The 20,694-nt window shown below is 70.3% G+C and carries 22 protein-coding genes; 14 read left to right on the forward strand and 8 right to left on the reverse strand.

Going from position 1 to position 20,694, the window contains the following annotated elements; translation table 11 throughout:
- Positions 1 to 123 precede the first annotated feature (123 nt).
- A complete protein-coding gene (locus B0I31_RS24715; protein WP_106617752.1) occupies positions 124 to 1,980 on the reverse strand; it encodes an FAD/NAD(P)-binding protein in 1,857 nt (618 codons plus the stop codon).
- Positions 1,977 to 2,801, reverse strand: a complete 825-nt coding sequence (locus B0I31_RS24720; protein ID WP_106617753.1) for an amino acid ABC transporter permease — start codon at positions 2,799 to 2,801, stop codon at positions 1,977 to 1,979. The genes B0I31_RS24715 and B0I31_RS24720 overlap by 4 nt, the downstream gene beginning before the upstream one ends.
- A gap of 413 nt (positions 2,802 to 3,214) precedes the next feature.
- Between B0I31_RS24720 and B0I31_RS24725 the strand changes: the two genes are divergently transcribed.
- The 6 genes from B0I31_RS24725 to B0I31_RS40780 all read left to right on the forward strand — a co-directional run bounded on the left by B0I31_RS24725 (position 3,215) and on the right by B0I31_RS40780 (position 8,181).
- Positions 3,215 to 4,351 carry an LLM class flavin-dependent oxidoreductase gene (locus tag B0I31_RS24725; protein WP_106617754.1) on the forward strand — a complete coding sequence of 379 codons (1,137 nt, stop codon included), beginning with the start codon at positions 3,215 to 3,217 and terminating at the stop codon, positions 4,349 to 4,351.
- Positions 4,352 to 4,355: 4 nt separating this feature from the next.
- Positions 4,356 to 4,835, forward strand: a complete 480-nt coding sequence (locus B0I31_RS24730) for a GNAT family N-acetyltransferase (protein ID WP_106617755.1) — start codon at positions 4,356 to 4,358, stop codon at positions 4,833 to 4,835.
- A 25-nt stretch (positions 4,836 to 4,860) separates the two neighbouring features.
- Positions 4,861 to 5,760 (forward strand): ABC transporter substrate-binding protein, encoded by a 900-nt coding sequence (locus B0I31_RS24735; protein WP_106617756.1) that lies wholly within the window; start codon positions 4,861 to 4,863, stop codon positions 5,758 to 5,760.
- A 186-nt stretch (positions 5,761 to 5,946) separates the two neighbouring features.
- The gene (locus B0I31_RS24740) at positions 5,947 to 6,879 is read left to right on the forward strand and encodes a hypothetical protein (RefSeq protein WP_106617757.1); all 933 of its coding nucleotides are present in this window, start codon (positions 5,947 to 5,949) and stop codon (positions 6,877 to 6,879) included.
- Between the two features lie 331 nt (positions 6,880 to 7,210).
- On the forward strand, positions 7,211 to 8,017 hold the full coding sequence (locus tag B0I31_RS24745) for an enoyl-CoA hydratase/isomerase family protein (RefSeq protein WP_106617758.1): 807 nt from the start codon (positions 7,211 to 7,213) through the stop codon (positions 8,015 to 8,017).
- The gene (locus B0I31_RS40780; protein ID WP_181320329.1) at positions 8,014 to 8,181 is read left to right on the forward strand and encodes a hypothetical protein; all 168 of its coding nucleotides are present in this window, start codon (positions 8,014 to 8,016) and stop codon (positions 8,179 to 8,181) included. The genes B0I31_RS24745 and B0I31_RS40780 overlap by 4 nt, the downstream gene beginning before the upstream one ends.
- 62 nt (positions 8,182 to 8,243) lie before the next feature.
- On the opposite strand, the gene B0I31_RS24750 is transcribed toward B0I31_RS40780, so the two are convergent.
- Genes B0I31_RS24750 through B0I31_RS24760 form a run of 3 tightly spaced genes read right to left on the reverse strand, consistent with a single transcriptional unit; the run spans position 8,244 to position 9,678 of the window.
- Positions 8,244 to 8,534 (reverse strand): DUF4235 domain-containing protein, encoded by a 291-nt coding sequence (locus B0I31_RS24750; protein ID WP_425444394.1) that lies wholly within the window; start codon positions 8,532 to 8,534, stop codon positions 8,244 to 8,246.
- Positions 8,531 to 9,193, reverse strand: a complete 663-nt coding sequence (locus B0I31_RS24755) for a DUF3618 domain-containing protein (RefSeq protein ID WP_106617759.1) — start codon at positions 9,191 to 9,193, stop codon at positions 8,531 to 8,533. Before B0I31_RS24755 ends, B0I31_RS24750 begins: the two co-directional genes overlap by 4 nt.
- Entirely contained in the window at positions 9,190 to 9,678 is a 489-nt protein-coding gene (locus B0I31_RS24760) for a phage holin family protein (RefSeq protein WP_106617760.1), read from the reverse strand. Before B0I31_RS24760 ends, B0I31_RS24755 begins: the two co-directional genes overlap by 4 nt.
- 83 nt (positions 9,679 to 9,761) lie before the next feature.
- Here B0I31_RS24760 and B0I31_RS24765 point away from each other — a divergent pair, with 83 nt between their 5' ends.
- Positions 9,762 to 10,688 (forward strand): YihY/virulence factor BrkB family protein, encoded by a 927-nt coding sequence (locus tag B0I31_RS24765; RefSeq protein ID WP_106617761.1) that lies wholly within the window; start codon positions 9,762 to 9,764, stop codon positions 10,686 to 10,688.
- 22 nt (positions 10,689 to 10,710) lie between these two features.
- Here B0I31_RS24765 and trxA read toward each other — a convergent pair whose 3' ends face one another.
- Positions 10,711 to 11,073, reverse strand: a complete 363-nt coding sequence (trxA, locus tag B0I31_RS24770; RefSeq protein WP_106617762.1) for a thioredoxin — start codon at positions 11,071 to 11,073, stop codon at positions 10,711 to 10,713.
- A 158-nt stretch (positions 11,074 to 11,231) separates the two neighbouring features.
- Between trxA and B0I31_RS24775 the strand changes: the two genes are divergently transcribed.
- From B0I31_RS24775 to B0I31_RS24790, 4 genes are read left to right on the forward strand one after another with little or no spacing between them, the layout of a single operon-like run.
- A complete protein-coding gene (locus tag B0I31_RS24775; RefSeq protein ID WP_425444395.1) occupies positions 11,232 to 12,134 on the forward strand; it encodes an ABC transporter substrate-binding protein in 903 nt (300 codons plus the stop codon).
- Positions 12,124 to 13,038 (forward strand): amino acid ABC transporter permease, encoded by a 915-nt coding sequence (locus tag B0I31_RS24780; protein ID WP_106617764.1) that lies wholly within the window; start codon positions 12,124 to 12,126, stop codon positions 13,036 to 13,038. The genes B0I31_RS24775 and B0I31_RS24780 overlap by 11 nt, the downstream gene beginning before the upstream one ends.
- On the forward strand, positions 13,035 to 13,793 hold the full coding sequence (locus B0I31_RS24785) for an amino acid ABC transporter ATP-binding protein (RefSeq protein ID WP_106617765.1): 759 nt from the start codon (positions 13,035 to 13,037) through the stop codon (positions 13,791 to 13,793). Before B0I31_RS24780 ends, B0I31_RS24785 begins: the two co-directional genes overlap by 4 nt.
- A 6-nt stretch (positions 13,794 to 13,799) precedes the next feature.
- The gene (locus B0I31_RS24790; protein WP_106617933.1) at positions 13,800 to 15,563 is read left to right on the forward strand and encodes an aminotransferase class V-fold PLP-dependent enzyme; all 1,764 of its coding nucleotides are present in this window, start codon (positions 13,800 to 13,802) and stop codon (positions 15,561 to 15,563) included.
- A 396-nt stretch (positions 15,564 to 15,959) separates the two neighbouring features.
- Here B0I31_RS24790 and srmL read toward each other — a convergent pair whose 3' ends face one another.
- Positions 15,960 to 17,003, reverse strand: coding sequence for a PheS-related mystery ligase SrmL (srmL, locus tag B0I31_RS24795; RefSeq protein ID WP_106617766.1), 1,044 nt, complete (start codon positions 17,001 to 17,003; stop codon positions 15,960 to 15,962).
- A gap of 175 nt (positions 17,004 to 17,178) precedes the next feature.
- On the opposite strand from srmL, the gene B0I31_RS24800 reads away from it, so the two are divergent.
- From B0I31_RS24800 to cobM, 3 genes are read left to right on the forward strand one after another with little or no spacing between them, the layout of a single operon-like run.
- Complete coding sequence (locus tag B0I31_RS24800; protein WP_106617767.1) at positions 17,179 to 17,565, forward strand: pyridoxamine 5'-phosphate oxidase family protein; 387 nt, start codon at positions 17,179 to 17,181, stop codon at positions 17,563 to 17,565.
- Positions 17,562 to 18,704 (forward strand): precorrin-6y C5,15-methyltransferase (decarboxylating) subunit CbiE, encoded by a 1,143-nt coding sequence (gene cbiE, locus B0I31_RS24805; protein WP_106617768.1) that lies wholly within the window; start codon positions 17,562 to 17,564, stop codon positions 18,702 to 18,704. Before B0I31_RS24800 ends, cbiE begins: the two co-directional genes overlap by 4 nt.
- Positions 18,701 to 19,444 carry a precorrin-4 C(11)-methyltransferase gene (gene cobM, locus B0I31_RS24810; RefSeq protein WP_106617769.1) on the forward strand — a complete coding sequence of 248 codons (744 nt, stop codon included), beginning with the start codon at positions 18,701 to 18,703 and terminating at the stop codon, positions 19,442 to 19,444. The genes cbiE and cobM overlap by 4 nt, the downstream gene beginning before the upstream one ends.
- Before the next feature lie 182 nt (positions 19,445 to 19,626).
- Here the strand turns inward: cobM and B0I31_RS24815 are convergent, their stop codons facing one another.
- Positions 19,627 to 20,685 carry a cobalt-precorrin-5B (C(1))-methyltransferase gene (locus B0I31_RS24815; protein WP_106617770.1) on the reverse strand — a complete coding sequence of 353 codons (1,059 nt, stop codon included), beginning with the start codon at positions 20,683 to 20,685 and terminating at the stop codon, positions 19,627 to 19,629.
- Positions 20,686 to 20,694: the final 9 nt, after the last annotated feature.

A 20,694-nucleotide genomic window follows, 5' to 3' on the forward strand; every position in this document is an offset into this window, starting at 1 on the left:
GGCCCGATTTCACATGGGGTTCGGGCACTTCAGGCTGCTCGAAGCCGGCAGGTCCGGCGGGACGCTCTTCCCCGCCGGGCCTGCCGGCTTCGGCCTGCCTGGAGTACCCGTAAGGGGCCCATGTCAAATCGAGCCGGACCGAACCACCGACTTATCCGCCACCCCCACCCCTGCCCCCGCCAAAAAGCGCAACACCGCCCGCGCCACCTCATCACTCTGCCGAAAGTTCGGCGCATTCGTATTGGGCCGCGCAAAAGCCGCATACGCCTTGCGCGTCGTATAAGGCCCCACCGCAAACCGCCGCGCGTGCGGCACCCCAGTAACATCCACGATCCGACTATCGGACGGATCAACCAGCACCAAGCCGTCGACATCCGTCACATCCCCACCCGCCACCATCGACTTCAACAACTCATCGGCCGTGTGCTCCAACGTGTGGACAGGCAAACGCGCCTCAACCAACCCCGTCGCACGCACGACGTGCGTCGGCACACTCCGACTCCCAGCCAGGAAAACCCCATCCCGCGCCCGAACCCACGTATCAGCCCCGAGGAACCGCACCACCCCCGCCCGCGACAACGCCAGCAACTCCTCCAACCGATCCGGCGGCGGCCCGCTCGCGATCGAGCTGAAGAACCCGTGCCACCACCCGTCATCACCTCGCAGACGTCCCGACGCCGACAGCACCGCGAACTGCCCGTACACCCCCAACAACCCCAGGAACGCACCCAGGTCCGCGCTGTACGCCGAATCCGAACGCCGAGCCACATCGTCCGTAACATGATCACGCAGAAATCCTTGGAACTCCTCACTCGACGCAAACGACACTCCGTCGATGGGTCGGTCCAGCCGCTCGAAGTCGATGCGATCGCCCACCAGAGGAACAGCCGCCCGCTCCAACGCCCGCATCTCTTCGCTGTACCAGTCCAACTGGGCGAACCGCGCCGAGAACTCCGCCCACGACTGCCGCACCCGCCCAGGGTGCCCGGTGAACAGCTCGCGGTAGTGCCCGTACGCGATCTCCTTGGCCATCAACGGCCACGCGTGCCGCCTGAAGTCGACGTCACCCGGACGCGCCAACACCTTCGACGCGACGAAGAACCGCGGCGGCTCCGGCGGCTCACCGCGCAACCGGTACCCGGTCTTCGAGTGGTACGGCGTGCCACGGCGGGAACCGACGTGCAGCCGCGGTTCCCGACCCGAAGGGACGTAGTGCAAGCAACCGTCGACCCGCACGAACCGCCCACCCCGGCCTTCACCGAGCAGCACCGCGAGGTCGATGAACGCCAACCCCATGCCCCGCACGACGATGTCCTCACCACCCGGAACCACCGACAGGTCCGTGTCGGCCGTGTAGTCCGGCGGCAGGTACGTCAAGCCGTGCGCGGCCGCGTACTCGGCGAGTTCCCGATGTTCAGGCCCGACCACCGTGTCCAGGTGCCCCAACACGAGCACGACCACGTCCGCCACCAACGGCTCGGCCCGGTCGGCGAGCCAGACCCGCTGCCGGACCCGCGCCGACCCGGAGATCCGCACGACCTTCGTCCGGTGCACCGACACCGAACTCCCGCCCGGCAACGACGACACCGCCCGCTCGTGGAACCACTTCAGGTACGCGCCCTGCACCCGCCTGCTCGGGAACGTCGTCGGCTCCACCGCCTCGACCTCCGCCCGCACGGACGGCTCAGCCTCCACATCGGACAGACCAGACGCGGCCCACTCCGCCAACGACGGCCCGGGCCGGATCGGACCCTCGCACGTCACCGACGAGTCGGTGAACATCGTCACGTCCTCGGCCATCGAGTTCATCCGCAGCAACGGCGACTGCTCGTGCCGCCACACCCGCCCAGACCCGGCCGCGAACGGGTCGACCAGGTGCACCTCCAACGGCCCGTCGAACAGCTCGGGCGCGTTCGCACCGAGGCGTTCCAGGATCCCCGACGCACGGGGACCCGCCCCCACCAGCACGACGACGCTCATCGCGCGCCGCGCCCGTAGTGGCGCTCGACGTAGTGCTGACCGACGCTGAGCAGGCTGGTGACGATGACGTACCACAGGGTCGCGACCAGCAACAACGGGATGATCAGGTAGTTGCGGTTGTAGATGAGCTGCACCGAGTACAGCAGGTCCTGCACGGCCAGCACGCTCACGATCGACGTGCCCTTCAACGTGCCGATGAGCAGGTTGCCGCCGGCCGGGACGATCGACCGCATCGCCTGCGGCAGCACGATCCGGCGCAGCACCCGCCAACGGCGCAGACCCAGCGCCGCCGCCGCTTCACGCTGCCCGGAGTCCACCGACAGGATCCCGCCGCGCACGATCTCGGCGGCGTAAGCGGCCTCGTGCAGCACCAACCCGATGATCACCGACGTCATCGGGCCGATCACCGGGGTGGCGCCGGACAACGCCGGGTACAGCGCGCCGAAGTTGAACCAGAACAGCAGCTGCACCAAGAGCGGCACCGACCGGAACAGCCAGACGTAACCCCAGCTCACGCCCACCAGCACCGGGTTGCCGGACAGCCGCATGACGGCCAGCACCCCGCCGATCACGAAGCCGAGCACCACCGTCAGCGCGGTCAGCCACAACGTCAGCCCCAGACCGCGCAGCACGGCGTCCGTGGCGAAGTACCGGACGACCACGTGCCACTGGAACTGCTCGTTGGTCGCCGCCGACCACAGCACCACACCCAGCGCGGCGAGCACGAGCGCGGCGGAGACCAGGCGCCAGGGGCGGCGGAGCGGGACGATCTCGACGGGGTCGTCGGACCGCGGCGGCGAGGAGAGGGTGGACGCGCTCATCGGCTGCTCCAGAGCAGGAGGGATCACGACAATCGGCCGCGTCCCTCAACGCCGCGCGCGGTGATCGTAAGCGCGCGTCGACGAGGCACGTCAAGGCATTCCGGTATCTGGACGCGCTTCGGACCGCCGTTGACGACGACCGGCGCCGCTGTTCCACTGTGATCGTGGAAACCACGCGGCTGGTCATCCGCGGCCACATCGACTTCGGTCGGGTGTGGTCCGCCTCCTGTCAACGCTGACGCTTCCCGTCAACGCTGACACTTCCCGTCATCGCTGGCGCCTCCGCCAACGCCGACACCTCTCGTCAACGCCGACGCCGCGTTCCGCTTTCCTCTCTTCACGTCGACCCCGCGCGTCTCCCTCAACGTCGTGTGCGCGTCGGCGTCTTCTCCCTCCTGACGGAAGGTACTGACGTGCCTGTTGAGTTCCTGGGGATCGGCGGCACCAACGACGGTTCCGAGACGCACCCGCGCAGCGGCCTGTCGTTCGACAAGGACTACACCCTGCGGCTGGCCCGTGCGCACGAAGAGCACGGCTGGGACCGAGTCCTGTTCGCCTACGGCTCGGCCTCGCCGGAGCCGGCGCAGGCCGCCGCGTACGTCGCCACCAAGCTGGACAAGCTCCAGATCCTGTTGGCGCACCGGCCGAACGTGTCGTACCCGACGTTCGCCGCCAAGACGTTCGCCACGCTGGACCAGATCAGCGACGGCAGGCTGACGGTGCACTTCATCACCGGCGGCACCGACCACGAGCAGCAGCGCGAAGGCGACTACCTGACCAAGGACGAGCGGTACTCGCGCACCGAGGAGTACATCCGGATCGTCAAGAAGGCCTGGACGTCACGGGAACCGTTCGACCACGAGGGCGCGCACTACAGGTTCGCCGACTTCGTGAGCGACGTGTTCCCCGTGCAGCGACCCCGGCCGCGCGTGTCGTTCGGCGGCTCGTCGCCCGCCGCGTACCGGGCGGGTGGCGCGGTAGCGGACATCTTCTGCCTGTGGGGCGAGCCGCTGGCGGACACGGCCGCGCAGATCGAGTCGGTCAAGCAGGCCGCCCGGGAGGCGGGCCGCACGGACGTGCCGCGCATCCAGGTGGCGTTCCGCCCGATCCTCGGCGCGACGGAGGAACTGGCCTGGGAGAAGGCCTACCGGACGGTGGACGCGATCAAGTCCCGCACCGGGGGAGTGAACCCGTTGACGCTCAGGCACTCCCTGACCAACCCGGAGAACACGGGCTCGCAGCGCCTGCTGGAGATCGCCGACCGCGGCGAGCGCTTCGACCGCGCCCTGTGGACGCCGACCGCCGCCGCGACCGGTGGAGCGGGCAACTCCAACGCGCTGGTCGGCACGCCGGAGACCGTCGCGCAGGCGTTGCTGGACTACTACGACCTCGGCGTGGAGATCCTGTCCGCGCGCGGCTACGACATGGTCAACGACACCATCGACTTCGGCCGCCACGTGATCCCGATCGTGCGCGAGGAAGTCGCCAAGCGCGACCGGGAACGTGCCGCCGCGGTGCCTGAGGCCCGTGAGATCACGGTGGACGGCTGACCGCGTGACGACCTCGGAAACCCTCGTCGCCCGCCGGGTCCGCTGGGAGGACCCCGCCACGGCGCCGTTGAAGGACGAGCTGACGCACGAGTACGTGTCCCGCTACGGTGAGGTGGCGCGCGGCGAGCTGACGCGGTACGACCCGGCTGTCTTCGCGCCGCCGCACGGCACGTTGGTGCTGCTGTTCGAGAGTGGTGCGGCGGTGGCGGGCGGTGCGTTCATGCGGTACGACGAGCGCACCGCGGAGCTGAAGCGGATCTGGACGCACTCGCGGCACCGGCGGCGCGGGCTGGCCCGGCGGGTGCTCGCCGAGCTCGAACGTGACGCCGTCGAGCTCGGCTACTCGCGCCTCTACCTGACCACCGGCCCGCGGCAGCCGGAGGCGCGGGCGCTGTACCTGGCCACGGGCTACACGCCGCTGTTCGACGTGACCGCCGACCCGCTCACCTACGCCCACCTGCCGTTCGAGAAGGACCTGGAGTAACCCCGTGCGCGCACGATGCCTGTTGATGCTGACCGCCGTACTCGCGCTCGTGGTCTCGGGGTGCGCGGTGCCCGCGGACGCGGTCGACCCACCGGTGTCGGGGGTGCGGCCGGCGGTGGACGTGCTGTCGGGGTTGGCGAAGGACGATTCGATCGCCGCGCTGCTGCCACCCGAGGTGCGTGCGGCGGGGGTGGTGAAGTTCGGTTCGTCGGTGGGCGGGCAGCCGCCGTCGGCGTACTACGCGGACGACAACAGGACGGTGCTCGGCCTGGACGTCGACGTGTCCGAGGCGGTGGCGAAGCTCTTGGGGTTGCGCATCGAGCGGGAGGTCGCGAGCTTCGAGACGATCCTGCCGTCGTTGGCCGGCGGCAAGTACGACGTCGGCACCGGCAACTTCGGCGTGACCGAGGCGCGGAAGCAGACGATCGACTTCGTCACCTACATCAACGACGGTCAGGGTTTCGCGGTGCGCGCGGACGACACGCGCGTGCCGCGGGTGGACAGCCTGGTGGCGTTGTGCGGGTTGAAGGTCGGCACGGGCGCGGGCACGACGTTCGAGGCGACGTTGGAGCGGGAGAAGCACGTCTGCGGTGAGGCGGGGAAACCGGCGTACGAGGTGCTCAGCTTCTCCGAGAACGCGGCGATCTACCTCGGGTTGCAGCAACGTCACATCGACGTGGTGATGAGCACGATCAACGGGTTGCGGTACGCGGCGGCGAACCAGCCGAACCTGAGGTTCCTGGGCGAGTTCAAGCGCTTGGACGTCGGTTTCGCGTTGCCGAAGGGCTCGCCCCTGGCGCCCGCGTTCCAGGCGGCGGTGAACTCGCTCATCGGGTCCGGGACCTACGCGCGGATCCTGGACAAGTGGGGCACGAAGGACTCGGCCATCCCGGAGTCGCTGATCAGCCCTCCGGAACGCGCCTGAGGCCGGGGCGGACCGGGGCACTTCCACCACCCCGGTCCGCCCTGCGGTGTTCCGAAGCTTTCCCGAGACCAAGCCACACCTCGCCGGTAATGATCACCTGATCCACCCCTTGTGTTGACCACCTCTTCACCCCAGGGTTCAGCGCGGCCCGTTGGCTCCGACGGGCAACCCTGACGGAGGTGGAGCATGTCCCCTGCCCGCAAGATCGCTGCTTCTTTGTTCGCCGCGGTGTCGCTCTCTGTTCTCTTGACCACGCCCGCGCACGCGGTGACCGACGCCGAGCTCGCGTTCCACTGGGCGCCGGTGCACTACCAGGACACCGACTCGTCCGACTACGACGCCGACTACCTGTCCACTGTGGACTTCGACGGCGAGTGGAACACCCTGGACAACTGGGAGGCGCAGGACGACTCGTCGGCCCGGCTCACCGGTGCCGCGTACTACTCGGTGGTGGAGACCTCGACGCACTGGTTCCTGGTCTACAGCTTCTACCACCCGCGTGACTGGGAGGACTTCGCCGACCCGTTCGAGCAGTTCACGCACGAGAACGACATGGAGGGCCTGCTGGCGACCGTGCGCAAGGACGGCTCGACGTTCGGCAAGCTCGAGGCCGTGATCACGGTGGCGCACAGCGACTTCTACTCGTACGTGCCCGCCGGGAGCACGTTCACGTCCGGGCGGGAGAGCATCGACGGGACGCTGCGGCTCCAGGGCACCCGGCCGACCACGCGCCAGGAGGCCAAGGGCCACGGGCTGTACGCGTGGAACGGCGCGGAGTTCCCCGGTGGCGACGGCGTGGTGTACGTGCCGAGCGCGACCGGTGAGGTGCCGTCCGGCGGGAACGACCGTTCGGTGGGCTACCGGCTGGTGGACACGTTCGCGGCGGGTGGGTTGTGGGCGCAGCGCAACAGCGCGGCGACGTTCGCGGGCTGGGGCACGTTCCTCGGCGACAACGGCAAGAACAACGCCGCAAACAGTGCCTGGGGCTGGGACGACGGCAACGACGGCGCCGACCTCCAGCGCGGCCTCCTCGCCACCGACCCGGCCTACCTCGTCTCCGCCTACTTCGCCAACCGCGGCACCTTCAGCCTGACCTACCTCCGCAACTCCTACCGCTAACCCCCCGCGAGTCGAACCTCCAGGTCCCGCGTGTCGAACCTCCAGGACCACCTTGTCGAACACTCAGGACACCCGAATTCAACACTCAGAACACGGCTCGCTGTCCTGAGCGTTGGATTCGGGGTACCTGAGCGTTCGACACGCGGGACCTGAGCGTTCGACACGCGCGGTCTGGAGGTAGGACACGCGGAGGTTGGGGCGGGGTGTGGATCTTGGGGTGGCGCGGGTGGTGACCGAGGTGTTGGCGTCGGCGGCACGGCGTTCTGGCTGCTCGGGTGAGTGTGAGGGCGGTTACGCCCGGCCACCGGCGGCGAGGATTTACCCTCCGGTAATGACGCTGAGGCTCGACACCGCAGGCCCGGTGGCCACGCTCACCATCGACCGCCCGGCCAAGCGCAACGCCATGAGCTACGACATGTGGTCGGCACTGCCCGGCCTCCTCGCCGCGGTGCGGGACGACGACGCGGTGCGCGTGCTGGTCGTCCGGGGTGGCGAGCACTTCTCCGCCGGCGCGGACATCAGCGAGTTCTCCACCCTCCGCAAGGGCGCGGACGGCGCGGCGAGGTACGGCGAGGCCGTGCACAACGGCGAACGCGCCATCGCCACCCTCGGCAAGCCCACCATCGCCGCCATCACCGGCTTCTGCATCGGCGGCGGCTGCGAGATCGCGCTGGCCTGCGACCTGCGGGTGGCGGCGGCCGACGCCCGGTTCGGCATCACGCCCGCCAAGCTCGGCATCGTCTACAACTTCACGTCCACCAAGCAGCTGGTCGACGTGGTCGGCCCCGCCTGGGCCAAGCAGATCCTGTTCAGCGGCGAGATCATCGACGCGGCCACCGCGCTGCGCATCGGCCTGGTCAACGAGGTGCACCCGGCCGACGCCCTGGAGGCCAGGGTCAAGCAGCTCTCGGAGACCATCGCGGCACGGGCGCAGGTCAGCGTCCGCGGCGCGAAGCAGATCGTCAACCGGATCACCGACGGGCAGCACGACGAGGACGACGCGGTGCGCGCGCTGTACGACGAGGCCGTGCACAGCCCGGAGTACGCGGAGGGCGTGGCGGCGTTCCTGGAGAAGCGCACGCCGAGGTTCTCCAGCGCGGTTCAGCCGGACGCGTCGGCGGGTACCTCGACCACATGACCGAACACCCGCTCGAAGGCGACCCGAACGACCCGGACCAGCACATCAACCCGGACCCGCCGCACTCGCCCGGCACGCCCGAGCCGCCCGACCTCGACGTGGACGTGGAGCAGTTCCTCGACGAGGACGAGCGGCGCGGGCGGGAGGACGAACCGCCGTCCTGAGGCGGCCGAGGCACCCGAGGCGCCCTTGAAGCAGGGCGCCGGCGGGCCTGACCGGCAGGACGTCAGTCGCCGTCGTACTTGTTCGTGTCACCGGGCCATTCGCCGGTGAGCTTGTCGTAGCCGGTGGCGCCACCACGGTCGATCGCGGCCTTCACCAGGCCGAAGATCGCGCCCTGGACGGACGCCGCCAGCAGCACCTCACCCCAGCTGCGGTCCTTCTGGGTCGGGGTCGGCGCCTCCTTGGTGCCGGTGATCAGCTTCCACACCTGCCCGAACAACGCGCTGGCGGCCAGACCGCCGAGCACGCCGAACAGCATGCCGAGCGGCCGGTAGAGGAGCTTGTTCACGTTCACCGCCCCCTCCGCAGGAGCTTCCACAGCACCAGCACGACCGCCGCGACACCGGCCGCGACCGCCGCCGGGTGCTTGCGGGCCTGCTGCACGCCCTGCTCGACGCGCTCCTGCACGGGCGGCGGCAGCGACTCGACCGCCTGCGCGGCCTTCGTGCCGACCTGCTCGGCGACCACGCCCGCCTTCTGGCTGACCTGCCCCGCGACCTCACCGGCCTTGTTGCTCACCTGCCCGGCGACCTCGCTCGCCTTGTGACCGACCTGTCCGGCCACCTCACCGGCCTTGTGCCCGACCTGGGTCGCCACGGCGCCCGCCTTCTCGCCGATCGCGCCCGCCTTCTCGCCGATCGCGGCGGCCTTCTCGCCGACCGCCGCACCGGCCGCGTTGGCCGCCGCGCCCGCCTTGCCGACCTGCTCGCCCGCCTTGTCGGTCACCTCGCTGATCTTGGCGGTGGTCTTGCCCGCAGCCGCCGACACCGCCGCGTTGGCCCGCGTAGCGGTCTCCTTCACCTGATCCACTCCTTCGTGTGCCTTGTCCTTCACCCGTCCGGGCACATCGGTCTTGTGCACCAGCGCTTCCACGGTGTCACCGAGCTCACGCCTGGTCTGCTCCACATCGGCGCGCAGCTCGTCCGGGTCGGTGGGGCCGTCCTTGCCGCTCATCGGTGCGCCCTCTCACTCACGGTGGCGATGTCCTGCTTGACGCTCGCCATGGCCTCTTCCGGCACCGGCGGGGTGCCGCGTCGAATCTGCTTGCGGCCGACCAGCGCGAGCACGCCCGCGACGCCGAACACGGCCACCGCGACGACGAACGCCGCGATCCACGCCGGCATGACGGTGGCCAGCAGCAGCACCAGCCCCGCGAGCACCGTCATCAGGCCGAACCAGGCCAGCACGCCCGCGCCGCCGAGCAGCCCGGCGCCGGTGCCGACGCGCTTGCCCTTCGTGCGCATCTCGGCCACGGCCAGCCGGATCTCGTCCCTGGCCAGCCTGCTCACCTGGTCGGACAGCCTGTTCACCAGTTCCGCGGTGGACGGCTCCCGCTCGGTGACGCGGTCGGCACTGCGGTCGGTGACCCGGTCCGCGATGGGGCCGGTAACCCGATCGGTGCCCCGGTCAGCCGCGCGGGTGGCGGCGACGTGACTCATGGCCGTCTCCTCTCTCCACTCGCCCTCCGACTACCCGAAAACGCGGTGGTGTACGCACGGTGTTCGGGGGAAACCCGTCGCCCATGGCGCACGCACCGCAGGCACCCACTCAACTGCCGAAGCGCTCCTGGTGGGCCGTGCTCAAGAGGACGGTCAAGGAATTCAACGACGACAACCTCACCGACTGGGCGGCCGCCCTCACCTACTACGCGGTGCTGTCGCTGTTCCCCGGCCTGCTGCTGTTGACGGCGCTGCTGGGGCTGCTCGGCCCGGACGCGACGAAGTCCATTGTGGACAGCCTGGACGCCCTCGGGCCGGGCGAGGCGAAGGACACGATCGCGGGCGCGCTGGAGAACCTGCAGAAGTCGCAGGCCAGCGGCTTGCTGGCGATCGTCGGCCTGGTGACGGCGCTCTGGTCGGCCTCGGGGTACGTGGGCGCGTTCATGCGCGCGTCCAACTCGATCTACGACGTCGAGGAGGGCAGGCCGTTCTGGAAGGTCATCCCGCTGCGGTTGGGCCTGACCATCGGCGTGGTGGTGCTGCTGGCGCTCACCGCGCTCGGCGTGACGCTCACCGGGGGAGTGGCCGAGTGGCTGGGCGAGGTGCTCGGGCTGGGCTCGACCTTCGTGACGGTCTGGGACATCGCCAAGTGGCCGGTGCTGTTCGTGCTCGCGAGCCTGGCGATCGGCCTGTTGTTCTGGGCCTCGCCGAACGTGCGGCAGCCCAGCTTCCTGTGGATCACGCCGGGAGGCCTGCTGACCGTGGTGGTCTGGGTCGCCGCGTCGCTGGGCTTCGCGTTCTACGTGGCGAACTTCGGGTCCTACAACAAGACCTACGGCTCACTGGCCGGTGTGATCGTCTTCCTGGTGTGGCTGTGGATCTCGAACCTGGCCCTGCTGCTCGGCGCCGAGCTGGACGCGGAGCTGGAGCGGGGCAGGCGGATGGAACAGGGGCAGCCCGAGGGGCGGGACCCGGTGGCCCCGCCCCGCGACACGGCGGCGATGGACTGACCCGCGCGGGCCGGCCGCGGTGTCAGGCGTTCTGCTCGGCGACCTGCTTGCGCACCTCGTCCATGTCGACCTTGCGGGCCTGGTCGATCAGGTCTTCCAGCGCCGACTCGGGCAGTGCGCCCGGCTGCGCGTAGAGCACGACGCCGTCGCGCACGATCATCAGGGTCGGGATCGACCGGATCTGGAACGCCGCGGCGAGCTGCTGCTGCGCCTCGGTGTCGACCTTGCCGAACACGATGTCCGTGTGCTTCTGGGCGGACTTCTCGTAGGTCGGGGCGAACTGGACGCACGGGCCGCACCAACCCGCCCAGAAGTCGACCAGGACCATCTCGGAGCCGCCGACAACCTCGTCGAAGTTCTCCGCGGTCAGCTCCACGGTGGCCATAGGTCCTCCTTGCTGTGGACATGGGGGTTGCCCCCTTGTACCCAGACCAACGGTGCCGACACCGCGACAATTCCCTCCGGATGGCTTCAACGACGTGTGGACGCCTTCAACAGAACGTTGTAGTTTGCGATTCACCCGAACGCAGGAGGTGTGTCCCGGTGCGCAGGACCGCAGCCCTCGCCCTGACCCTGTTCGCGCTGGTGGCGTGCGGTTCACCCGCCGACCAACCACCGGGCGCGCCCGCCGACGACCTGCCGTCGACCTCCGCGATCGTCGAGGCGGTCACCAAGGACGACGCCCTCGCCGCGTCCCTGCCGGCCGCCATCACGCAGGCGGGTGAGCTGCGCGTCGGCTCGAACATCCAGAACCCGCCGAACAACTTCTACGCCGCCGACGGCAAGACCCCGGTCGGCTCCGAGGTCGACCTGGTCAAGGCGGTCGCGAAGAAGCTCGGGCTGGCCGTCGAGCACCAGGACATGGCGTTCGGCTCGCTCATCACGAGCCTCCAGGCGGGCCGGATCGACGTGACCATGGCCGCGATGAACGACACCCCGGAACGGCAGCAGGCGATCGACTTCGTCGACTACTTCACCTCCGGCATCACGATCATGGTGCAGAAGGGGAACCCGGCGGGCATCAAGAGCCCGGACGACCTGTGCGGCAAGTCCGTCGCGGTCAACCTGGGCTCCAGCCAGGAGACCTACGCGAAGGAGTTCACGTGCCTGTCCGGCGACTCCATCGGGGTGACCGCCACCGACAGCGACACGCAGAACCAGAACCAGCTGCGCACCGGCCGCGTCGCCGCCATCCTCAACGACCTGCCCACCGCCGTCTACGTCGCCAAGACCGCGGGTGACGGCGAGTTCTTCGAGGTCGTGGACCTGGCGCCGATCAACGGCGGCCCGTACGGCATCGGGGTCGACAAGGACAACCCGGAACTGACCGCAGCGTTGCAGAAGGCATTGCAAGCGCTCATCGACGATGGCACGTACGGCAAGATCCTCGAAGCCTGGGACGTCGAGCAGGGTGCAGTGACGAAGGCGACCGTCAATGGCCGGTGAGCACAGGCCCGGCGAGCCCGCGGTCGGTGAGCGCCCGGTCGGTGACGGCCCGGTCGGCGGGCCTGCGGTCAGTGAGGGTGCGGTCGGTGCGGGTGGGGACGAGTTGGTGGTGGTCCCGCTGCGGCACTGGGGGCGTTGGGTCGGTGGCGCGGTCATCCTGGCGGTCCTCGGCGCGCTGGGTTGGGCGCTGGCCGACGCGAAGATCGACTACGCCGCGGTGCCGGGGTTCTTCACCCACGACATCATGCTGCGCGGCCTGGTCAACACGGTCCTGCTGGCGTTGGCCGCGCAGGCGGGCGCGATCGTGCTCGGCGTGCTGATCGCGCTGCTGCGCCGGTCGGCCAACCCGGTCGCCCGCTGGTTCGCCGCCGGGTACGTGTGGCTGTTCCGCGGCCTGCCGGTGCTGCTGCAGATCCTGCTGTGGTTCAACCTCGCGCTGGTGTTCGAGAACATCTCCGTGTTCGGGCTGTTCGAGGAGAAGACCAACGTCCTGGTGACGGCGTTCGTGGCGGCGTTGCTCGGGTTGGGGCTCAACGAGAGCGCGTACATGGCCGAGATCGTGCGCGCGGGGCTGAACAGCGTGGACCACGGCCAGGTCGAAGCGGCCAAGGCGATCGGCATGACGCCGGCGACCACGTTGCGGCGGGTCGTGCTGCCGCAGGCCATGCGGGTGATCATCCCGCCGACCGGCAACAACTTCATCAACATGCTCAAGGGCACGTCCATGGCGTCGGTCATCGGGTTCCTGGAGCTGATCCACGCGGCCAACAACATCGCCTCGCGCAACCTGCAGATCATGGAGACGCTGCTGGCCGCCGCCGCGTGGTACATGGTCGTGGTCAGCGTGGCGAGCGTCGGGCAGCACTTCCTGGAGCGTCACTACGGCAAGGGGGTGGCCCGGTGAGCCTGGTGCGGTCGGTGGGCGTGCGGAAGTCGTTCGGGTCCGTTGAGGTGCTCAGGGGGATCGACCTCTCGGTGGAGGCCGGACAGGTCGTGTGCCTGCTCGGGCCGTCCGGTGCGGGCAAGTCGACGTTCCTGCGCTGCGTGAACCACCTGGAGACCATCGACGCGGGCCGGATCTGGGTCGACGGGCAGGCGGTCGGGTTCACCTCGCGCGGCGGGAAGCTGTTCGAGCTGCGCGAACGGGAGGTGGCGCGGCAGCGGCGGGGCATCGGCATGGTGTTCCAGCGGTTCAACCTGTTCCCGCACCGCACGGCGGTGGAGAACGTCGCCGAAGGGCCGGTGCACGTGCTGCGGACGCCTCGCCGGACGGCGTTGGACGAGGCGCGGGCGTTGCTCGACCGGGTGGGGCTGGCGGACAAGGCCGACTCCTACCCGCACCAGCTGTCCGGAGGCCAGCAGCAACGGGTGGCGATCGCGCGGGCGCTGGCGATGAAGCCGAAGCTGATGCTGTTCGACGAGCCGACCTCCGCGCTGGACCCGGAGCTGGTCGGCGAGGTGCTGGACGTGATGGCGGACCTCGCCCGCGACGGCATGACCATGATCGTGGTCACGCACGAGATCGGGTTCGCCCGGCAGGTGGCCGACTCGGTGGTGTTCCTGGTCGACGGCGCGGTGGTCGAGACCGGGCCGCCGGACCAGGTGCTGGACAATCCGCGACAGCAACGCACGCAGCAGTTCCTCGCGAAGGTGCTCTAGGTGGTCATGCGCATCCCGTCGTCCTACCTCGTCCAGTTCCACGAGCCGGAGGGGTACCTGGACTTCGCCCGGTTCGGGCCGCCGTCGTTCGCCGTGGTGGACGCGTCCACGCGGTTGACGGAGGCGGCGATGTCGGCCGGGCCCGCCACGGTGGACGACCTGATGCGGCAGGAGCTGCGGGCGAAGGCGGCGGTGGCGCGGCTGTGCCGGGGCGACACCGACCACGTGACGTTGCTGCCGAACACGAGCACCGGCCTGTTCCAGGCGGCACTGGGTGTTCGCGGTGAGGTTCTGGTGTCGTCGGGGGAGTTCCCGGCGAACACCTACCCGTGGGCGCGGTCGCCGTTCGTCGACGTGTCGTGGCTGCCGCCCGGACCGGTGACGGCGGAGGTGGTGAGGGAGGCGTTGACGCCGGAGACCGTGGCGCTCGCGGTGAGCGCGGTGGACTTCCGCACCGGGTACCGGGCGGATCTGGCGGCGTTGCGCGAGGTGGTCGGCGACCGGTTGCTGGTGGTGGACGGCATCCAGGGCTTCGGGGTCGTGGACGAGCCGTGGGAAGTGGCCGACGTGCTGGTGGTCGGTGGGCAGAAGTGGTTGCGCTCGGGGTGGTCGACCGGGTTCATGACGTTGTCCGACCGGGCGTTGAGCCGGTTGGAGCCGGTGCTGTCGGGGTGGACCGGGGCGGAGGACCCCGGGTTGTTCGACAACGGGATCCACCGGGTGGGGGAGGGTGCGGCGGGGTGGTCGATCACCAACCTGAGCCCGATCGCGTCCGGTGCGCTGGCGGCGGGGTTGGAGCTGGTGGAGTTGGCGGGGGTGGAGGCGATCGGGGCGAGGATCGTTGAACGATCCGACGAGCTGGTGGAGGCGATCCGGGCGGTCGGGGGTGAGGTCGTGTCGGCGGTGGACCGGAGGGCGGGGATCGTCGCGTTCACGGTGCCGGACCACCCGCCTTCGGTGGTGGGGGCGGCTCTGGTGGACGCGGGGGTGACGGCGACCGTGCGGCCGGAGCACGTCCGGTTGTCGCCGCACGCGTCCACGACGGCGGAGACCGTGGCCCGGTTCGGTGCGGCGTTGAAGGAGCTGCGGCGGCCGGTCGCGGTCGGAGCGCCGACGCCTCGGTCGGTGCCTGCGGTGACGTCCGAGGTGCTGACGGCGTTGATCCCGACGGTGAACAGCCTGGCGGAGGCGTTGGGGCCGGGGACGGAGGTGGTGCTGCACGACCTCGGCGCGTTGCCGAACTCGATCATCGCTATCGCGGGTGATCTCACCGGGCGGAAGGTCGGGGGGCCGATGACCGACTTGTTGTTGGGGTTGGTTCGGCGTGGCACTACGCAGGACTTGGCCGGGTATGAGACGTATGCGCCGGATGGGCGGGTGATGCACTCGTCGACGGTGTTCTTGCGTGATGCGCGGGGGGTGGCGGTCGGGTGCTTGTGCGTGAACAGCGATCCCGGGTCGAGTCGTCTGGGTGTGCCGGTGGCGTCGGCGGTGTCGGCGGGTTCGGTGGTGTCAGCGGGTTCGGTGGGTTCGGCGGTCGAGGCGTTTCCGGGTGATGTCGACACGCTTCAGCGGCTGCTGGTCGAGCGTGCGGTGCACGCCGTGGGTGTGCCGGTGGAGTTGATGAAGAAGTCGCACAAGTCCGAGGTGGTGCGGGTGCTGGACGAGGCGGGCCTGTTCCTGATCCGCGACTCCGTCGACTACCTGGCGGGCGTGCTCGGCGTGACCAGGTACACGATCTACAACTACCTGAACGAGGTCCGAGCCTGACGGCTCGCGCGTGTCGAACCTTCAGCGCCCGCGTGTCCCACGTTCGCGTCGCGCGTGTCCTACGTTCAGAACGGGCGTGTCCTACGTTCAGGACCCCCGAGTTCAACGCTCAGGCCGCGAGAGTCCAACGTTCGGGGCGCGAGAGTCCAACGTTCGGGGCGCGAGAGTCCAACGTTCAGGGCACCTGAGTTCAACGCTCAGGCTGCTTGAGTCCGGCTCGATTTGACATGGGGCCCCTTACGGGTACTCCAGGCAGGCCAAAGCCGGGCAGGCCTGGCGGATGAAGCGCCCGCCAAGCCTGCCCGGCTTCGACCAGCCTAAAGCACCCGAACCCCAGGTAAAATCGGGCCTCTGCGGTGCGTTGCGGGTCCGATGTGTGTGGGAGTCGGTCGGCGGTTAGCTCGTTGGTAGTAGGGGTTGGTCGCCTTGGTGTACGGCGTTGTAGGCGGTGTCGCGGGCGGTGTTGGCTTCTTGGTCGGTCAGGGTTTTGGTGGGGTGGCGCAGGGTCAGGCGCAGGAGGGCGTTCTTGTGGTCGGGGTGGGCGCCGAGGCGATCCACGGCTGCTCGGGGGAGGGCGGAGAACGGGGTTTCGTCGAGGACGGTGACCTGTTCCACGAGGTCGCCGAGGGCGGTTCGGATGAGGTCGCCGATGGTTTCGGAGTCGGCGTCAGTGTTGATCGCTACGGAGATGTCGCGGGTGATCGGTGGGTGCTTGGAGACCGGTCGGTAGGGCGTGAGGTCGAGCATCTGGGTGGTGACGCGGGGGTCGTCGGAGGACAGCAGGCGGATGTCGGGGATGCCCTTGCGCAGCATCAGCAGTCGGTCCAGGCCGATGCCCAGGGCCAGGCCGTGGACGTGGTCGGGGAGCCAGGCGCGGCGCAGGACGTGGCGGGCCGCTCGGCCGCACTCGGCGACCTCCAGCCACTCGCCGTCGACCAGGACGTCCACCTGTCGTCCCGACGTGGTGTACGGGTGGGTCGCGGGGGTCGTGCGGTAGCGGTGGCCCGGGAGGGCGGTGGTGATCACGGTGTCGATCAGGTCGTCCAGGTCGGCCTGGTGGTGGGAGATCCGCCACAGGTCCAGTTGGTGCGGAGTGCCCGAGTGGACGCGGTCGACGGCGTCACGGCGGTACACCATGCCGACGCACGCCAGCATCACGTCGTCCCAGCCGTCCTGGGCGCCGAGGAGGCGCAGGGCCGGTGGGACCATGGCGGTCGTGTGGCTGCGCAGCATGCGGTTCTGGCTGGTGTAGCGGGTGTAACGGGCGTCGCGGGTGATGGCGTCGGATGGGTAGCCCAACGCGGTGTAGTTGTCGTCGACCGACACCTCCGGGTGATCACGCAGCACGCGCGGTTCACCCGGGAGGGCGGCGAGGATCTCGTCCACCAGCAGTTGCACGGCGTGCGGCCCGTACGTGGGGTCGCTGAGGTCGCGAGGCATCGGGGTGGTCCCTTCGAACGGTGGCTTGGCCGGAGAGGTGTCCCCCTGACCGGTCCCGCCACCGGGACCACGTGAACTAGCGCACGCCCCCGGCGGCCGGGTCTCCCGGCCGGGGGTGGCTAAATCGGCGCGTCACGTTTTCCACGATAGCCGGTGCGTGCCGCATGATGCACGCATGTTGTCGAGCAAGGGCGAGGACTTCCGCGCGTTCTGGACCGAGCGCCACCTGTGCACGCTGACCACGATCCGCCCGGACGGCACGCCGCACGTCGTGCCGGTCGGCGTCACGCTGGACGTGGACACGGCCACCGCCAGGGTGATCACGTCGGGCGCGTCGCACAAGGTCCGGCAGATCCTCGCGGCGGGCTCCGCTCCCGTGGCGGTGTGCCAAGTGGACGGACGTCGCTGGTCGACGTTGGAAGGACGTGCCGTCGTCCGCCGGGAGCCCGAGGTGGTGCGTGACGCCGAACGGCGTTACGCCGAGCGCTACCGCACGCCACGGCCCAACCCGGAACGCGTGGTGATCGAGATCGCCGTCACCCGCGCCTTGGGGACGGTGTGAGCGTCACGGTCATCGGCATCGGGGCCGACGGCTGGGACGGCCTGCCGCCCGCGTCACGGCACGAGATCACGTCGTGCGAGGTGCTGATGGGCAGCAGACGGCAGCTCGACCTGGTCCCAGGCGACTTCGAACGGGTGCCGTGGCCGTCGCCGCTGGTGCCCGCCCTGCCCGGGTTGCTGGCCCGCCACGAGGGCAGGCGGATCGGGGTGCTGGCCAGCGGCGACCCGATGTTCCACGGCATCGGCACCACGTTGGTGCGGCTGCTGGGTTCGGTGCGGGTGGTGCCGCACCCGTCGTCGGTGTCGTTGGCGTGCGCGCGGCTGGGGTGGGCGTTGGACGACGTGGACGTGGTCAGCCTGGTCGGCAAGCCCGCCGCGCTCGTCGTGCCGCACCTGCACCCGGGACGGCGCGTGCTGGTGCTCGGTGGTGACCCGCGTGAGGTGGCCGAGTTGGCGCCGGGCGCGCGGCTGACCGTGCTGGAGCAGCTGGGCGGGCCGGGGGAGCGGGTGCACCACTCGCTCGACGACGCCGATCCGCTGCACGTGCTGGCGGTGGAGTGCGGTGCGGGTGGCGAGTCGTTGACCCCGGGGCGGCCGGACGAGGTCTACGAGCACGACGGGCAGTTGACCAAGCGCGAGGTGCGGGCGGTGACGTTGGCGCTGCTCGCGCCACGTCCCGGTGAGCTGCTGTGGGACGTCGGGGCCGGTGCGGGCAGCATCGCGGTCGAGTGGTGCCGGACCCACCCGCGTTGCCGGGCGATCGCGGTGGAGCGGGACCCGGAGCGCGCCGCGCGGATCACGCGGAACGCGGTCAAGCTGGGCGTGCCGGGGGTCGAGGTGGTGGTGGGGGAGTCGCCGGGGGCGTTGGACCTGGAGCCGCCCGACGCGGTGTTCATCGGTGGCGGCCTCACCGCGGAGGGGGTGGTCGAGCGTTGTTGGCACGCGCTCACGCCGGGTGGGCGGTTGGTGGCCAACGCCGTGACACTGGAGTCGGAGGCCGTGCTGACCCGGTGGCGCGGCCGGTTGGGCGGCGACCTGACCAGGATCGAGGTGAGCCGGGCGACCGCGATCGGCGGGTTCACCGGCTGGCGCCCGCAGATGCCCGTGACCGCGTGGGTCGTGACCAAGGAGAACGCGTGACCGTCCACTTCATCGGCGCCGGGCCCGGCGCCGCCGACCTGCTGACGCTGCGGGCGGCACGGCTCATCGCCGAGTCACCGGTCTGCCTGTACGCGGGCGCGCTCCTGCCGGTCGAGGTGCTCGAACACTGCCCGCCCGGCGCGCGGTTGGTGGACACGGCGAACTTGGACCTGGACGAAATCCTGGCCGAACTGGCCGCCGCGCACGCCGCCGGGCACGACGTGGCGCGCCTGCACTCCGGCGACCCCTCGGTGTTCAGCGCGATGGCCGAGCAGATGCGCCGGCTGGACGCCCTGGGCATCGCCTACGACGTGACGCCGGGCGTGCCCGCCTTCGCCGCCGCCGCCGCGTCGCTGAACCGGGAGCTGACCGTGCCGGGCGTCGGCCAGACCGTGATCCTGACCCGCACGTCGGCCCGCGCCACCCCGATGCCGGAGGGGGAGGACCTGGCGACGCTCGGCCGGTCCGGGGCGACGCTCGTGCTGCACCTGGCCGTGCAGCGGATCGAGGAGGTGGTGGCCGACCTGCGGCCGAACTACGGCGCGGACTGCCCGGTGGCGGTGGTCGCACGGGCCAGCCGCGAGGACGAACTGATCCTGCGCGGCACCCTCGCCGACATCACCGACCAGGTCCGGGACGCGGGCGTGAAGCGCACCGCCGTCATCGTCGTGGGCCGCGTCCTGACCGCCGAGGGCTTCCCGGACAGCCACCTCTACTCCACCACCCGCTGCCGGTCCTGAGCGCTTCGGCGGTGGCCGGTGGCGTTCGCTCGGCCGGCGATCACGACGTGCCGCGGGCGGACTTCCACCGCCGCTGCCGGTCGTGACCTGCTCGAAGATCATCCCGGGCGCGGGGGATCCCCCCGATTTCCATTCTACCGGCGGGCACCGACAAGATCGGGCCGTCGACGCGTGCCTGTGGATCAGGCGCGGCCGACGATGGTGCCCGCGCGGTCGATGACGAGGACGTCCACGGTGACCGGGGCGCCGCGCAGCACGTCGTCGGCCGTCGCCTTGGCCCGGTCCGCGACCAGGTCGCCCAGCGGCACCCCCGCGGCCTGGCACAGGTGCAGGGCGCCGAGTGCGGTGTTGGCCCCGGCGATCGCCGAGGCCAGGGCGGGATCGTCCACGAGGGACGCCAGGAAGCCCAAGTTGACCTGGGACCGACCCGAGTGGAGATCCAAGTGCCCATCGGCCAGCTTGGACAGCTTGCCGATCCCACCCGCGACGGTCAGCCGCGGCACGGGGTGGCGGCGCAGGTACTTCAGCACGGCGCCGGCGAAGTCGCCCATGTCCAGCAACGCGTCCTCCGGCAGGCCGTGCACCTCCGCCGCGACCTTCTCCGACGTGCTGCCGGTGCAGCCGGCCACGTGCTGGTAGCCCTGCGCCCGCGCCACGTCGATGCCGCGCCGGATGCTGTCGATCCACGCCGAGCACGAGTACGGCACCACGATCCCCGTCGTGCCCAGGATCGACAGCCCGCCCAGGATTCCCAACCGGGGGTTCCACGTCTTGCGCGCCAGCTCCTCGCCGTGCTCCACCGAGACCGTCACGACCACGTCACCGCTGCCGCCGTGCTCAAGAGCCACCCGTGCCACGTGCTCACGCATCATCTGCCGCGGCACGGGGTTGATCGCCGGTTCGCCGACCGCCAGCGGCAGGCCGGGCTTGGTCACCGTGCCCACCCCGGGCCCCGCCTCGAACACCACGCCGCTGCCCGGAGCACCGTGCCGGACCGTCGCGCCGACCACCGCGCCGTGCGTGACGTCCGGGTCGTCGCCCGCGTCCTTGACGATCGCCGCGAACGCCTCGCCGGAGCCCAGCGATTCATGGGCCAGCGCGAACGTCGGCGTCTGCCCCTTCGGCAGTACGATCCCCACCGGGTCGGGGAACTCACCGGTGAGCAGCGCCGTGTACGCCGCCGTGGTGGCGGCCGTGGCGCAGGCGCCGGTGGTCCAGCCGAAGCGCAGGTTCGTGCTCACGAGGACAGG

Source organism: Saccharothrix carnea (assembly GCF_003014735.1).
GTDB classification, from domain to species: domain Bacteria; phylum Actinomycetota; class Actinomycetes; order Mycobacteriales; family Pseudonocardiaceae; genus Actinosynnema; species Actinosynnema carneum.

Excerpts from the sequence above, each read along its gene's own strand:
- B0I31_RS24735 (WP_106617756.1), top strand. The coding sequence starts at position 4,861 with ATGCTGACCGCCGTACTCGCGCTCGTGGTCTCGGGGTGCGCGGTGCCC.
- B0I31_RS24740 (WP_106617757.1), top strand. The coding sequence starts at position 5,947 with ATGTCCCCTGCCCGCAAGATCGCTGCTTCTTTGTTCGCCGCGGTGTCG.
- B0I31_RS24720 (WP_106617753.1), bottom strand. The coding sequence starts at position 2,801 with ATGAGCGCGTCCACCCTCTCCTCGCCGCCGCGGTCCGACGACCCCGTC.
- srmL (WP_106617766.1), bottom strand. The coding sequence starts at position 17,003 with ATGCCTCGCGACCTCAGCGACCCCACGTACGGGCCGCACGCCGTGCAA.
- B0I31_RS24765 (WP_106617761.1), top strand. The coding sequence starts at position 9,762 with ATGGCGCACGCACCGCAGGCACCCACTCAACTGCCGAAGCGCTCCTGG.
- B0I31_RS24780 (WP_106617764.1), top strand. The coding sequence starts at position 12,124 with ATGGCCGGTGAGCACAGGCCCGGCGAGCCCGCGGTCGGTGAGCGCCCG.
- B0I31_RS24760 (WP_106617760.1), bottom strand. The coding sequence starts at position 9,678 with ATGAGTCACGTCGCCGCCACCCGCGCGGCTGACCGGGGCACCGATCGG.
- B0I31_RS24800 (WP_106617767.1), top strand. The coding sequence starts at position 17,179 with ATGTTGTCGAGCAAGGGCGAGGACTTCCGCGCGTTCTGGACCGAGCGC.
- B0I31_RS24790 (WP_106617933.1), top strand. The coding sequence starts at position 13,800 with ATGCGCATCCCGTCGTCCTACCTCGTCCAGTTCCACGAGCCGGAGGGG.
- B0I31_RS24755 (WP_106617759.1), bottom strand. The coding sequence starts at position 9,193 with ATGAGCGGCAAGGACGGCCCCACCGACCCGGACGAGCTGCGCGCCGAT.
- B0I31_RS40780 (WP_181320329.1), top strand. The coding sequence starts at position 8,014 with ATGACCGAACACCCGCTCGAAGGCGACCCGAACGACCCGGACCAGCAC.
- trxA (WP_106617762.1), bottom strand. The coding sequence starts at position 11,073 with ATGGCCACCGTGGAGCTGACCGCGGAGAACTTCGACGAGGTTGTCGGC.
- B0I31_RS24715 (WP_106617752.1), bottom strand. The coding sequence starts at position 1,980 with ATGAGCGTCGTCGTGCTGGTGGGGGCGGGTCCCCGTGCGTCGGGGATC.
- B0I31_RS24745 (WP_106617758.1), top strand. The coding sequence starts at position 7,211 with ATGACGCTGAGGCTCGACACCGCAGGCCCGGTGGCCACGCTCACCATC.